This is a genomic window from Neisseria viridiae, assembly GCF_962747995.1.
GTDB lineage: Bacteria > Pseudomonadota > Gammaproteobacteria > Burkholderiales > Neisseriaceae > Neisseria > Neisseria viridiae.
Genome location: NZ_CAUJAJ010000019.1, coordinates 18,374 through 32,136 on the forward strand (window position 1 = coordinate 18,374; position 13,763 = coordinate 32,136).

The 13,763-nt window shown below is 53.4% G+C and carries 12 protein-coding genes and 1 pseudogene; 5 read left to right on the forward strand and 8 right to left on the reverse strand.

Going from position 1 to position 13,763, the window contains the following annotated elements:
* Positions 1-95: 95 nt before the first annotated feature.
* The 7 genes from Q9J79_RS10490 to zwf all read right to left on the reverse strand — a co-directional run bounded on the left by Q9J79_RS10490 (position 96) and on the right by zwf (position 7,450).
* On the reverse strand, positions 96-1,298 hold the full coding sequence (locus Q9J79_RS10490) for a DUF1311 domain-containing protein (RefSeq protein WP_301912052.1): 1,203 nt from the start codon (positions 1,296-1,298) through the stop codon (positions 96-98).
* Positions 1,299-1,350: 52 nt separating this feature from the next.
* Positions 1,351-1,485: a hypothetical protein gene (locus Q9J79_RS09185; protein WP_304685315.1), complete on the reverse strand. Its 135-nt coding sequence runs from the start codon at positions 1,483-1,485 to the stop codon at positions 1,351-1,353.
* Positions 1,486-1,498: 13 nt separating this feature from the next.
* Complete coding sequence (gene pgi / locus Q9J79_RS09190) at positions 1,499-3,148, reverse strand: glucose-6-phosphate isomerase (protein ID WP_301912062.1); 1,650 nt, start codon at positions 3,146-3,148, stop codon at positions 1,499-1,501.
* Positions 3,149-3,268: 120 nt separating this feature from the next.
* Entirely contained in the window at positions 3,269-4,117 is an 849-nt protein-coding gene (gene hexR, locus Q9J79_RS09195; RefSeq protein ID WP_002213148.1) for a DNA-binding transcriptional regulator HexR, read from the reverse strand.
* A 49-nt stretch (positions 4,118-4,166) separates the two neighbouring features.
* A complete protein-coding gene (locus Q9J79_RS09200; RefSeq protein ID WP_301912053.1) occupies positions 4,167-5,153 on the reverse strand; it encodes a glucokinase in 987 nt (328 codons plus the stop codon).
* Positions 5,134-5,829 carry a 6-phosphogluconolactonase gene (gene pgl / locus Q9J79_RS09205; RefSeq protein ID WP_304717648.1) on the reverse strand — a complete coding sequence of 232 codons (696 nt, stop codon included), beginning with the start codon at positions 5,827-5,829 and terminating at the stop codon, positions 5,134-5,136. The genes Q9J79_RS09200 and pgl overlap by 20 nt, the downstream gene beginning before the upstream one ends.
* Positions 5,830-6,004: 175 nt before the next feature.
* Positions 6,005-7,450 carry a glucose-6-phosphate dehydrogenase gene (gene zwf / locus Q9J79_RS09210; RefSeq protein WP_301912056.1) on the reverse strand — a complete coding sequence of 482 codons (1,446 nt, stop codon included), beginning with the start codon at positions 7,448-7,450 and terminating at the stop codon, positions 6,005-6,007.
* Between the two features lie 414 nt (positions 7,451-7,864).
* Here zwf and edd point away from each other — a divergent pair, with 414 nt between their 5' ends.
* On the forward strand, positions 7,865-9,700 hold the full coding sequence (gene edd, locus Q9J79_RS09215) for a phosphogluconate dehydratase (RefSeq protein ID WP_301912058.1): 1,836 nt from the start codon (positions 7,865-7,867) through the stop codon (positions 9,698-9,700).
* Positions 9,701-9,872: 172 nt separating this feature from the next.
* The gene (locus Q9J79_RS09220) at positions 9,873-10,511 is read left to right on the forward strand and encodes a bifunctional 4-hydroxy-2-oxoglutarate aldolase/2-dehydro-3-deoxy-phosphogluconate aldolase (protein WP_301912059.1); all 639 of its coding nucleotides are present in this window, start codon (positions 9,873-9,875) and stop codon (positions 10,509-10,511) included.
* A gap of 604 nt (positions 10,512-11,115) precedes the next feature.
* Here the strand turns inward: Q9J79_RS09220 and Q9J79_RS09230 are convergent.
* Positions 11,116-12,156: a zinc-dependent alcohol dehydrogenase family protein gene (locus tag Q9J79_RS09230; RefSeq protein ID WP_301912060.1), complete on the reverse strand. Its 1,041-nt coding sequence runs from the start codon at positions 12,154-12,156 to the stop codon at positions 11,116-11,118.
* A 161-nt stretch (positions 12,157-12,317) separates the two neighbouring features.
* Between Q9J79_RS09230 and mutY the strand changes: the two genes are divergently transcribed.
* The 3 genes and pseudogenes from mutY to Q9J79_RS09240 form a co-directional block, all read left to right on the forward strand.
* Positions 12,318-13,379, forward strand: coding sequence for an A/G-specific adenine glycosylase (gene mutY / locus Q9J79_RS09235; protein ID WP_301912061.1), 1,062 nt, complete (start codon positions 12,318-12,320; stop codon positions 13,377-13,379).
* Positions 13,369-13,458, forward strand: a pseudogene (locus tag Q9J79_RS10495) (IS1595 family transposase); the annotation flags it as partial. The gene mutY and the pseudogene Q9J79_RS10495, both read left to right, overlap by 11 nt.
* Before the next feature lie 36 nt (positions 13,459-13,494).
* Positions 13,495-13,763 (forward strand): transposase (locus tag Q9J79_RS09240; RefSeq protein WP_304685314.1); only part of this gene is annotated, 269 nt, incomplete at its 3' end.

Below are 13,763 nucleotides of genomic sequence, written 5' to 3' on the forward strand. Positions count from 1 at the left end.
CCGACAAAAAACGGTCGCTGTTCAAAATTGCCATCCCGACAAAAAATGCCGTCTGAAACGCAAAAACATTTCAGACGGCATCTTCAAATCAAAGGTCAGTTGATCAGATAACCTTGGATTTCTTTGGTTTTCGCATTGATTTCTCTGGTACGGCAGTCGGATTGTGCCACGCCGTATTCGTCGCCGTCGGCGCATTTGGCATTCAAACTGTTCTGCCAACTGCGGTATTCGGGCATAACAGTTTCGGCAATATCGGCGGGCAGTGCCTGAACCGCGCCGTCCAATGCGGCTTTGGCGGCCTTTTCTTTTTTGTCCGACTCTCTGACCGTTTCGTCAATCACTGCCTTCTTGCGGTTATACAGTCCTTCCAGCCGTGCTTCGGTTTCCGCCGTTTTGCATGCCAGTTCGCTGATTTTTATGCCGTTTGGCGTTTCACTTTCGGCTTTTGCCTTGCTGGCACAGATTTTATCCATCCCGCTTTTCCATGTTTTCTGTGGGGCTTGCAGCTTGTTTTGGACGGTTTGCGGCAGACCTTTCCAAAATTGTTCAAACTCACTGCGCGACAATTTGTAGCGTTCCTCCCATTCCGATACGCGGGCTGCCTCCTGTTCTTGGCTCAATGCCTCCTGCGCCGCTGCTTCTTCTGCCTCGCGTGCTTCCTGTGCCGCTGCTTCCGCCGCTTCAAGTTCTTCGTTCCTTTGTTTCGCTTTGTCCAGCGGCTCTTTAATCAGTGCCATAGACACCAGCTCGCTGAGCGGATGGATGATATCGTGTGCCTGATTCAGTTCGGCAAAGATTTTGCTTTTGTCGTCTGTCGGCTGGACGCTGTAAGAAATAGTTTTGATGTAATACGCGCCTTCTTTGCGGTAGTAGCGTTCAAAAAAGTCGGGCGTTTTCTTATAGCTGTTGCCTATGGATTGGTTGGCGGCGACGGCATAATCGACAACATCCTCCGGCACTTCCAACTTCAGCGTGGCTTCGCATTTCAGTTTGCTGGACGTGTCGGTTTTTTCGGTGGTTCGGACTTCATCGACGGTTATGCCCAAACGTTCGACCATGCTGCGGATATGCGATATGCCGATATCGGCAAATGCCTGGTCTTTGAATGCGTCATCGTCAAAGGTTTTGACGGTTTCACCCTCGACATTTTCGCGGACGAGTTTGACCAAAATCTCTTTAGCCTCTTCGCTTCCGCAGGAAACTTCATTTTCGGAAAACAGGTTGCCTATTCCCAAACGGTCGCAGCCCGACAAAATCAGCATACTTGCCAATGCCAGCGCGGGTAAGTTTTTTTTCATCGGATTTCCTTTTCCGTCCAAACGGACTGTCGGTCTGCCCGTATATTCCCGCTCACGCCTGATGCGGGATGTATGGCTGTGAATGTCTGAAATGGTGCGGCGTATTATACGGGATTGCGGGATGCCTTTGACCCGTTTTCAAACCCGTATCGTGCAAAATGCCGTCTGAACACCTTTCAGACGGCATTTTGCCCCGGGGTTTATGATTTGCGGTTGGTTTGCAGGTAAAGCCTGATCAGGCGTTCGGTCGAGCTGTCGTGCTTTTGCGGCCCGGTTTCGCCGGTCAGTTCGCCCAAAATGGTTTTAGCCAGTTGTTTGCCGAGTTCCACGCCCCACTGGTCGAAGCTGTTGATGCCCCAAATGATGCCTTGTACGAAGGTTTTGTGTTCGTACATGGCAATCAGGCTGCCCATATTGCGGGGGTTGACCTTATCCATCAGGATGAGGTTGGTCGGGCGGTTGCCGGAGAAGGTTTTGTGCGGAACCAGCTCTTCGATACGCGCCTCATCCATACCCTGCGCTTTGAGTTCGGCGCGGACTTCGTCGGGGGTTTTGCCGCGCATAAAGGCTTCTGCTTGGGCGAAGACGTTGGCAAGCAGGATTTCGTGGTGTCCGGGCAGGTTGCTGCGTTTTTCAAGCGAGGCGATGAGGTCGATGGGGGTGATGTGCGTGCCTTGGTGCAGCAGTTGGAAGAAGGCGTGCTGGCCGTTGATGCCCGTTTCGCCCCAGATAATCGGCGAGGTTTCGTGTCCGACTGCTTTGCCGTCCAATGTAACCTGTTTGCCGTTGCTCTCCATATCGAGCTGCTGGATGAATTTGGGCAGGCGGTGAAGGTGTTGGTCGTAAGGCGCGATGACGTGGCTGCCGCCGCCGTAGTAGTTGATGTACCAGATGCCGATGAGGGCGAGGATGACGGGCAGGTTGCGCTCGAGCGGTGTGTTGATGAAGTGTTGGTCCATCAGGTGCGCGCCGTTGAGCATTTCGATGAAGTTTTCTTCGCCGAGATACAGCATAATCGGCAATCCGATGGCGGACCACAGGCTGTACCGGCCGCCGACCCAATCCCAAAATTCAAACATATTGGCGGTGTCGATGCCGAATTCGGCGACGGCTTTTTGATTGGTGGAAACGGCGGCGAAGTGTTTGGCAACGGCTTCTTCGTCGCCCGCATGATTCAAAAACCATTCGCGCGCGGTCAGTGCGTTGGTCAGCGTTTCCTGCGTGGTAAATGTTTTGGAGGCGATGATGAACAGCGTGGTGTCGGGGTGGACTTTGGACAATACGTCGCGCAGTTGCGAGCCGTCCACGTTGGAGACGAAGTGCATATTGAGGCGCGGATGACCGAAAGGTTTGAGCGCGGTACACATCATCAGCGGACCCAAATCCGATCCGCCGATGCCGATGTTGACAACGTCGGTAATCACTTGGTTGGTATAGCCCAGCCAGCTTCCGCTGCGGACTTCGTGTGCAAATTCGCCCATACGTTGCAAAACGCGGTTGACTTTGGGCATAACATCTTCACCATCAACCACAATCGGCGAATTGGTGCGGTTGCGAAGGGCGACGTGGAGGACGGCGCGGTTTTCCGTCGTATTGATTTTTTCGCCGTGGAACATCTGCCGCATCCGCTCCGGCACGCCTGCTTCGCGCGCCAACTCGAACAAAAGCGACATGGTTTCGTCGTTGATGCGGTTTTTGGAGTAGTCCAGCGTCAGTCCGCCGACTTGCAGCCAGTAGCGTTCCGCACGCTGCGGGTCTTGCTCGAACATTTCGCGCATATGCAATGTTTTGCTGTCGTCAAAGTGGTTCCACAATTTCGACCATGCGGGTAAGTCGTGAAGGTGTTTCATCTGTATGCTCCTGAATGAGGTTTTTTGTTGTGGGATGAAGAGGCTGCCGGAAACTGCCGCAAGCCGCCGACGGCCGTTGTCCGGCATTTCAGACGGCATTTGCGGGATGTCGTCTGAAGGTCAATCTTTGTCGTAATCGATGTGCTTGTTGTGTATGCTTTTTTTGCTTTTCTGCAATTGCAGGCTGGCAGCATCGCCCAAGCGCAGGGCAAGTCCGATGGCGAGAATGTCGATGACGGCAAGCTGCAAGAGGCGGGAAACCATGGGCGTGTAGAGTTCGGCATTTTCCTGTGTGGCAACGCTCAACACGCAGTCGGCAAGTTGCGCCAGAGGCGAATCGTTGCGGGTCAGCGCGATGACGGACGCGCCGTTTTCTTTGGCGATGCTGACCGCATCCAAAAGTTCGATAGACGAACCCGTGTTGGAAATCGCAACCAAAACATCCTGATCGCTCAAAACGGATGCCGCCATCAGCTGCGTGTGCGTATCGACATAGGCGACCGTGGACATGCCGAAACGGAAAAACTTGTGCTGCGCGTCCTGCGCGACGATACCGGAATTGCCGACACCGTAAAACTCGACGCGGCGGGCGTGCATCAGCGTGGCAATGGCGTTTTCCAGCTCCGACTCTTTCAGGAAGCGGCGTTCGCCCAACAGCGAGGCGGCGGCATTGCCCAATACTTTCTCGACCACGCTTGCCATATCGTCGTCGGCGTTGAGTTCTTCGTGGACATAGGGCATACCCTCATGACCGATGCTGGCGGACAACGCGAGCTTGAACTCGGGCAGTCCTTTATAACCGAGGCTTCGGCAGAATCGGATGACGGTCGGCTGGCTGACGGACGCACGTTCGGCAATTTCGGCAACGGCGGCATGGACGAACCATTTGGGTTCCGCCAATGCACATTCGGCGACTTTGCGTTCCGCACCGGAAAGGTTTGCCAGTGATTCGCTGATTTTGCTTAACATAATGATATGCCCTTCGATAATGCAGCCCCGCTGCAAGGAGCCGCTGTGGTTAAACGTTTCTCAAATGGTTGTCGAGAGCCGCAGCCGCACCGGAAATTCCGGGAAACTCGCTCAAGACGACATACACGGGAATCGCAGCAAGATAGGCTTCAAACCTGCCCTTGTTCTCGAAACGGCTGCGGAACGGGGAAGTTTTGAAGTATTCCAACACGCGGGGAATAATGCCGCCGCACAGGTACACGCCGCCGCGCGCGCCCAGCGTCAGGGCGAGGTTGGAAGCAACCGTGCCGAGCATGGCGCAGAAGATGTCCAAAGTCTGACGGCACAAAGGCGACGTGCCGCTCAAAGCCTTTTCCGTGATTTCAGACGGCATCAGTTTGGCGGGTTTGGCTTTCTGTTTTGCAGCCAAAGCCTCGTAAACCAAGCTCAAGCCCGCGCCGCTCAAAAAGCGTTCGGCGGAAACATGGCCGTATTTGTTTTTGGCGTACTGCCAAATCAGCACTTCCATATCGTCAAACGGCGGGAAACTGGTATGCCCGCCCTCGCCCGCCAAAGCCACCCAGCCTGCGGGGCTGTGCACCAATCCGCTCACGCCCAGGCCGGTACCGGGGCCGATAACGGCTTTTGGGGCAAATTCGACAGGTTTTTGCCCGCCTACCTGCATCAGGTCTTTGCTTGAAGTCTGCGTTACCGCCAATGCCTGCGCGGTAAAGTCGTTCAACAGAATCAACGTTTCAAAACCCAAAGCCTGACGGGTGGTTTCGATGGAGAATGCCCAGTGGTGGTTGGTCATCTGCACCCAGTCGCCTAAAATCGGGTTGGCGATGGCAAATGCCGCGTGCAGCACGCCTGTTGCACCGCTTTGCTTCAGATAGGCACGCACCGCGTCGGTAACCGTGTCGTATTCCTTACACGGCAGGACGGCAACTTTCTCAATCACGCACGGCGCGGTTTCCAATGCGAAACGGGCATTCGTACCGCCGATGTCGGCGACCAGTCGGGGATATCCGGCTTGTTTATTCGGCATAGAAGACATGGCATTTCACTCCTTGGCGGTTCAATACGAAGCTGATCGGATATTCGCGGTTTTCGCCTTGTGCGGCTTGGTCGAATACGGCTTTTTTCTCCGCGCCCTGAATCGCCAAAAAGATATTTTGCGTCCGGGCGATTGCGCCCAAGGTCATGCTGATGCGTTCGTGCGGCGCGGTAACGGGCGTGGTATGAACCAGCGCGACACCTGCCGAACCGTCGATTGCCGTCTGAAACTGGGGCGATTTCGGGAAAATCGAAGCCGTATGCCCGTCGTTGCCCATACCCAAAACCAAAACATCGGGCTGCTTGTAATGTTTCAGTGCATAATCGACAACAGCATCGGGATGTAATTCGGTTTCAGTTTTTCCGTCTTCCACCATAGGAATCCACATTGCCACTTCCGCTTTGTTCTTTAACAGGTATTCGCGCACCAGACCGGTATTGCTGTCGACGTGGTCTGTCGGCACGACGCGCTCGTCAACCAAAGTAACGCCCACTTTGCCCCAGTCCAAATCTTTTTGCGACAAGGCGTTGAAAAACGCAATCGGAGAACGCCCGCCGGAGACTGCCAACACCGCACTGCCTTTTTCATCCAGCGCGCCCTGCAAAGCATCCGCCACTGCGTCGGCCAAAGACTGCGCCGCTTCTGCCGCATTTTCGTATTCGTGCCAAACAAACATATTTGTGTCCTTTTTTTATTTCAGACGGCATATTCCGTTATGGAAACGGGTTGAGCAATATGCCGGCCGAACAGTTGTTTATGCTTTTGATACCAAATATCGGGACTGCTTTTTACTGCTTTACTTGCGTTCAGACGGCATTTCAAACCCCATGCCGTCTGAATGCATTATTGTATTACTGCTCTTCGTGCCACTTGTGTCCGTCGCGCGCCAACAGTTCGCGAGCGGCTTCGGGCCCCCAAGAGTGCGCGCCGTAACCGTGCGGCGGCGTGGTGTTATTTGCCCAGTTTTCCAAAATCGGCATCACATATTCCCATGCGGCTTCGAGTTCGTCGCGGCGGTTGAACAAAGCGAGTTTGCCGTTAATCACATCCAACAGCAGGCGCTCGTAAGCCTCGGCGCGGCGGCCTTCCAATGCTTTGCCCAAATCGGTTGCCAGCGGCACGGTTTCGACCTTATTGCCTGCACCCGGGGTTTTCATCTGCGTATAGAGGCGCACGGATTCATGCGGTTGCAACTCGATAACGAGCCGGTTGGGCACAGTGCGGCTGCCTTCAAAAATATGGCTGTTCAAATCTTTGAAGTTCAAAACGATTTCTGCCACTTTGCCCGCCATGCGTTTGCCGGTACGCAGGTAGAAGGGAACGCCCTTCCAGCGTTCGTTTTCGATTTCGGCTTTAATGGCGACGTAGGTTTCGGTAAAGCTGTCTTGCGGAACGTTGATTTCTTCAAGATAGCCGTTCATACCTTTAGCGGCGGTATATTGTCCGCGCACGACGTTTTCATTGACAGATTCGACGGTCAGCGGCTTCAATGACTTGATGACTTTGACTTTTTCATCGCGCACCGCGTCGGCATCCAAGCTGGCGGGGGCTTCCATCGCAGTCATGCACAGCATCTGCATCAAATGGTTTTGCACCATATCGCGCAACGCGCCGGTAATGTCGTAAAACTCACCGCGCTCTTCCACACCAAGCTGTTCGGCGATGGTCAGCTGCACGCTTTCGATGTATTTATTGTTCCACAGCGGCTCGAACATTACATTGGCAAAACGCAGCGCAAGCAGGTTTTGCAGGCTTTCTTTACCAAGGTAGTGGTCGATGCGGTAAATTTGCCCTTCTTTGAAATAACGCGCCACATCGGTATTGATTTGTTGGGAAGAAGCCAAATCCGTACCCAGCGGTTTTTCCAAAACCACGCGCACATTGTCGGCATTCAAACCGATCGCAGCAAGGTTTTCGCAGGCTTGCGCGAAGAATTTGGGCGCGGTGGACAGATAGATGACGACGTTGTCGGTTTCTTTTCGTGCTTTGACCAAATCGCCCAAAGCGGCAAAATCGTCCGGCTGCGTAACATCGACTTTGAGATATGCGAGACGCTCGACAAACGATGCCCAAGCCTCATCGGAAAAATTTTCTTTCACATGGATTTTGGAACTGGTTTCCACCTTCGCCAGAAAACCTTCTGTATCCAACTCGCTGCGGCTGACCCCCAAAATACGCCCTTCGGGATGAAGCAGACCGGCCACGTGCGCCTGATACAGGCAGGGCAACAGCTTGCGCATCGCCAAATCGCCGGTCGCACCGAACAACACCAAATCAAAATTTGTTTGTGTACTCATCGTATTATCTCGTCAGGAAAGAATTTTTCGATGCCGTCTGAAACCTGCTTTTCCCATCACGCTGCATCGCAATATCGGAAACAAAGACAGGCGGCATAATGAGTAGTAATACTACACACCGCTACACTTTTTGTCTATTCCCATTTTTACAATTTATTTGACCTAGTCCAAAAATCGGGCAGGTTTCCCCTATTCCGTTACAACAATCGGAAGATTCTGCGATTTAAATCAAATTTCTTTTCAATGTCTGATTTTTTTGTAACAAAATTACAAATTTTGTACTATAATAGCACCCGCTTCCCACTTTCAGACGGCATATCTTTAAAATATTCACCGCCTGAACACCCGATACAAAAAATCAGAAACGCGCAAACAAAACCCCATACAGACCACCCTTCCGACAGGAGACCGAACATGAACCACACTCCTATCCACCCCAAGCTCGCCGAAATCACCGAGCGCATCATCGAGCGCAGCCGTCCGACCCGCGAAAAATATCTGGCGAAAATCCGCAGCGCCAAACAAATGGGACGGCTGGAGCGCAACCAGCTCGGTTGCAGCAACTTGGCGCACGGCTACGCCTCCATGCCCAAAAGCATCAAAATCGAAATGCTGCAGGACACCGTTCCCAACTTAGGCATCATCACCGCCTACAACGACATGGTTTCCGCACACCAGCCGTTTAAAGACTTCCCCGACCAAATTAAAGACGAAGCGCAGAAAAACGGCGCGACCGCCCAGGTTGCCGGCGGCACACCCGCCATGTGCGACGGCATCACGCAAGGCTACGCCGGTATGGAACTGTCGCTGTTCTCCCGCGACGTGATTGCCATGAGTACCGCCGTCGGGCTGTCGCATCAAATGTTTGACGGCAGCCTGTTTATGGGCGTATGCGACAAAATCGTTCCAGGTTTGATGATAGGCGCGCTTTCGTTCGGTCATATTCCGGGTATCTTTGTTCCGGCAGGCCCGATGTCCAGCGGTATCGGCAACAAAGAAAAAGCCCGCACCCGCCAGCTTTTTGCCGAAGGCAAAGTCGGACGCGACGAACTTTTGAAAAGCGAAATGGGTTCTTACCACAGCCCGGGCACCTGCACTTTCTACGGCACGGCAAACTCCAACCAAATGATGATGGAAATGATGGGCGTACACCTGCCTGCCGCCGCCTTTGTCCACCCTTACACCGACCTGCGCGAAGCCCTGACCCGCTACGCTGCCGGACACCTCGCGCGCGGCATCAAAAACGGCACCATCAAACCCTTGGGCGAAATGTTGACCGAAAAATCGTTCATCAACGCCCTGATCGGTTTGATGGCGACCGGCGGCTCGACCAACCACACCATGCACCTCGTCGCTATGGCGCGCGCCGCAGGCGTGATTTTGAACTGGGACGACTTCGACGAAATTTCTTCCATCATCCCGCTGCTCATCCGCGTGTATCCCAACGGCAAGGCCGACGTGAACCACTTTACCGCAGCGGGCGGCCTGCCTTTCGTTATCCGCGAATTGCTGGACGCAGGCCTGTTGCACGACGATGTCGATACCGTTGTCGGACACGGTATGCGCCACTACACCAAAGAGCCTTTCCTCATCGACGGCAAACTCGAATGGCGCGAAGCCCCCGAAACCAGCGGCAACGACGACATCCTGCGTAAAGCCGACAACCCGTTCTCCCCGGACGGCGGTCTGCGTCTGATGAAAGGCAACATTGGACGCGGCGTGATTAAAGTGTCCGCCGTGCGCGAAGGCTGCCGCATCATCGAAGCACCTGCTATCGTATTCAACGACCAGCGCGAAGTGTTGGCTGCGTTTGAGCGCGGCGAGTTGGAACGCGATTTCGTCTGCGTCGTCCGCTACCAAGGCCCGCGCGCCAACGGTATGCCCGAATTGCACAAACTGACCCCGCCTTTGGGCATCCTGCAAGACCGGGGCTTCAAAGTGGCGCTGCTGACCGACGGCCGTATGTCCGGCGCGTCCGGCAAAGTTCCGGCCTCCATCCACATGACGCCCGAAGCCCTGATGGGCGGCAACATCGCCAAAATCCGTACCGGCGACCTGATCCGCTTCGACTCCGTTACCGGCGAACTCAACGTCCTGATTAACGAAGCCGAATGGAACGCCCGCGAAGTCGAACACATCGACTTGAGCGCAAACCAACAAGGCTGCGGCCGCGAACTCTTCGCCGGCTTCCGCAGTATGACCAGCAGCGCGGAAACCGGCGCGATGAGCTTCGGCGGCGAATTTGCCTGATGCGCGTTTCAGACGGCCTTTTCAAACAGAAGGCCGTCTGAAAAATTATTCAAGCGTTTTAAGATAGACGTAGGTCGGATTCTCGAATCCGACACAGTCCAAGATGTCGGATACAAGTATCCGACCTACAACCTGTCCCATCTTAATAAAACACCCCACCCGGAGAACCAAAATGTCCAAACTGACCCCCCGCGAAATCCTGAGCGCAGGCGCAGTTGTGCCTGTGATGGCGATTGACGACTTAAGCACCGCCGTCGATTTGTCCCACGCCCTTGTTGAAGGCGGCATCCCTACCCTCGAAATCACCCTGCGCACCCCCGTCGGACTCGATGCCATCCGCCTGATTGCCAAAGAAGTGCCCAACGCCATCGTCGGCGCAGGTACGGTAACCAATCCTGAACAACTCAAAGCCGTTGAAGACGCAGGTGCGGTTTTTGCCATCAGCCCGGGTTTGCACGAATCCCTTGCCAAAGCCAGCCACAACAGCGGCATCCCCCTGATTCCCGGCGTTGCCACTCCGGGCGAAGTCCAACTGGCTTTGGAACACGGCATCGACACCCTCAAACTCTTCCCTGCCGAAGTCGTTGGCGGCAAAGCCATGCTCAAAGCCCTGTACGGCCCTTACGCCGACGTGTGCTTCTGCCCAACCGGCGGCATCAGCCTCGCCACCGCGCCCGATTACTTGGCATTGCCAAACGTCTTATGCGTCGGCGGCTCATGGCTGACGCCGAAAGAAGCCGTGAAAAACAAAGACTGGGACACCATCACCCGCCTCGCCAAAGAAGCGGCGGCATTGAAACCCAAAGCCTGAACCGCATCGTAAAAATGCCGTCTGAAGCCCTTTCCTGTTTCAGACGGCATTTTGCCGCTTGGCGGCGCAGTCGGCATACACGGCAGCACCACTCCGACATACTGCCCCTAAAATGCCCATCCATCTCCAGCACAATGCGAATGGCGCGCGATGTGCGGAAACATATAACAAAAAAAATAATTATAATATACTTATCAATTAGTTAGAGAAATCGCCCTATCGGTAAAATACCGTGATGAACGGCTGAAACTAACAAATTAGCCGTCGTTAAAAACGCTTAGAGACCTTTGCAAAATTCCTTTTCTTCAAACAGCTGACATCCAACCACAGGTTTTTCGGCTGTTTTCGTTTCAAATACCCGCCGTTCCCACCAAAATATCCCATTAATCCCCCTTAAATATAGTGGATTAAATTTAAACCAGTACGGCGTTACCTCGCCTTGCCGTACTATTTGTACTGTCTGCGGCTTCGTCGCCTTGTCCTGATTTTTGTTAATCCACCATACCTGATTGATCAGGAACAGCCTATTTTACGCGGCTGAAAAAATGCCGTCTGAAACACGTTCAGACGGCATCCGCTTAAAAAACAACTGATTCAACGCCGATTAATCCGCTTCCAAAACCACTTTCATCGCTTGGTTTTCGGCGGCGTGTTTGAACACGTCGTAGGCTTTTTCCAATTCGCTGAATTTGAAATGGTGGGTCAACATTTTGGTGTAATCCACTGAACTGCTGGAAATTGCCTTCATCAGCATTTCGGTGGTATTGGCGTTTACCAAGCCGGTTGTGATGGCAAGGTTTTTAATCCAAAGTTTTTCCAATTTGAAATCAACGGATTGACCGTGTACGCCGACAACGGCGATATGACCGCCGGGTTTCACGATATCTTGGCACATATTCCAAGTCGCAGGGATACCGACTGCTTCGATGGCGCAATCTACGCCGTCTTCACCAACGATAGCGGCAACTTGTTTGCTTACGTCGCCGGAAGCAGGGCTGATAGTATGGGTTGCGCCCAGTTCTTTCGCCAGTTTCAAGCGGTTTTCGTCCATATCACAAACGATGATGGCAGCAGGGCTATACAGTTGCGCAGTCAGCAACGCAGACATACCGACAGGACCTGCGCCTGCGATGAATACGGTGTCGCCGGGTTTGACATCACCATATTGCACGCCGATTTCGTGGGCGGTCGGCAAAGCGTCGCTCAACAGCAGGGCGACTTCTTCGTTGACGTTGTCGGGCAGCGGCACGAGGCTGTTGTCGGCATAAGGCGTCCGGACGTATTCGGCCTGCGTGCCGTCAATCATATAGCCCAAAATCCAGCCGCCGTTGCGGCAGTGCGAATAAAGTTGGATTTTGCAGTTGTCGCAAGTGCAGCATTTGCTGACGCATGAAATAATGACTTTATCGCCGACTTTGATGTTTTTTACAGCCTCGCCTACTTCTTCTACAATACCGATGCCCTCATGACCGAGGATACGGCCGTCGGCGACTTCGGGGTTTTTGCCTTTCCAAATACCCAAGTCGGTACCGCAAATCGTGGTTTTGACGATTTTCACCACCGCATCGGTCGGATCGATAATCTGCGGGCGGGGTTTTTCTTCAAAACGGATGTCGTTTGCGCCGTGATAAACCATTGCTTTCATAATGATACTCCTTGCTTGTTGATAGATAATTTCAATACCGCAATAAAGTCTCTTTATGTGATTTATATACCCGTACACGAAATAAGTCAACAAGAATTATTTTTAAATGTTATACCGTAACATACTGTTTCCCATATAAATAAACCAACCGATTGATATTAATGAACACACCCATCCCCTTCTCCGAACAGCTCATCCGCTGGCAAAAACAATACGGCAGGCACAACCTGCCTTGGCAGGTCAAAAACCCTTATTGCGTCTGGCTTTCCGAAATCATGCTCCAGCAAACGCAAGTCGCTACCGTGTTGGACTACTATCCGCGTTTCTTGGAAAAATTCCCGACCGTACAGGCACTTGCCGCCGCACCGCAAGACGAAGTGTTGTCGCTGTGGGCGGGCTTGGGTTATTACAGCCGCGCGCGCAACCTGCACAAAGCCGCGCAACAAGTCGTCGGGCAGTTCGGCGGCACGTTTCCGTCGGAGCGCAAAGACTTGGAAACCCTCTGCGGCGTAGGCAGAAGCACCGCCGCCGCCATTTCTGCCTTTGCCTTCAACCGCCGCGAAACCATTTTGGACGGCAACGTCAAACGCGTGCTCTGCCGCGTGTTCGCCCGCGACGGCAATCCGCAGGACAAAAAATTTGAAAACTCGCTTTGGATGCTTGCCGAAAGTCTGATGCCGTCTGAAAACGCCGATATGCCCGCCTACACGCAAGGTTTGATGGACTTGGGCGCAACCGTGTGCAAACGGACAAAACCCTTGTGCCACCAATGCCCGATGGCGGACATCTGCGAAGCGAAAAAGCAAAACCGCACCGCCGAGCTGCCGCGCAAAAAAACCGCCTCCGAAGTGCAAACCCTGCCGCTTTACTGGCTGATTGTCCGCAACCGAAACGGCGCAATCTTATTGGAGAAACGCCCCGCCAAAGGCATTTGGGGCGGACTGTATTGCGTGCCGTGTTTTGAAAGTTTGAACGGGCTTTCCGACTTTGCCGCCAAATTCTCCCTGACCGTGGCAGATATGGACGAACAGACCGTCCTGACCCACCGCCTGACGCACCGGCTGCTGATAATTACGCCGTTTGAAGGGCAAATGCCGTCTGAAAGCCCTTCAGACGGCATTTGGATAAAGCCGGCGCATTTGAAAGATTACGGCCTGCCCAAGCCTTTAGAAATTTATTTAAACAGTAAAAAGTTTGGGGCTGTATTAGATAGAGAAAGTTAAGCCTGATGGCATTGTGTACACCGATACCTTTCATAGTTATGATGCGCTTGATGAAACCTTTGTAAAATTCCCCAAAATCCCCTAAAGTCCCACCAAGACATTTAGGGGATTTCCCATGAGCACCTTCTTCCGGCAAACCGCACAAGCCATGATTGCCAAACACATCGGCCGCTTCCCGCTATTGAAGTTGGATCAGGTGATTGATTGGCAGCCGATCGAACAGTACCTGAACCGTCAAAAAACCCGTTACCTCCGAGACCACCGCGGCCGTCCCGCCTATCCCCTGTTGTCCATGTTCAAAGCCGTCCTGCTCGGACAATGGCACAGCCTCTCCGATCCCGAACTCGAACACAGCCTCATCACCCGCATCGGTTTCAACCTGTT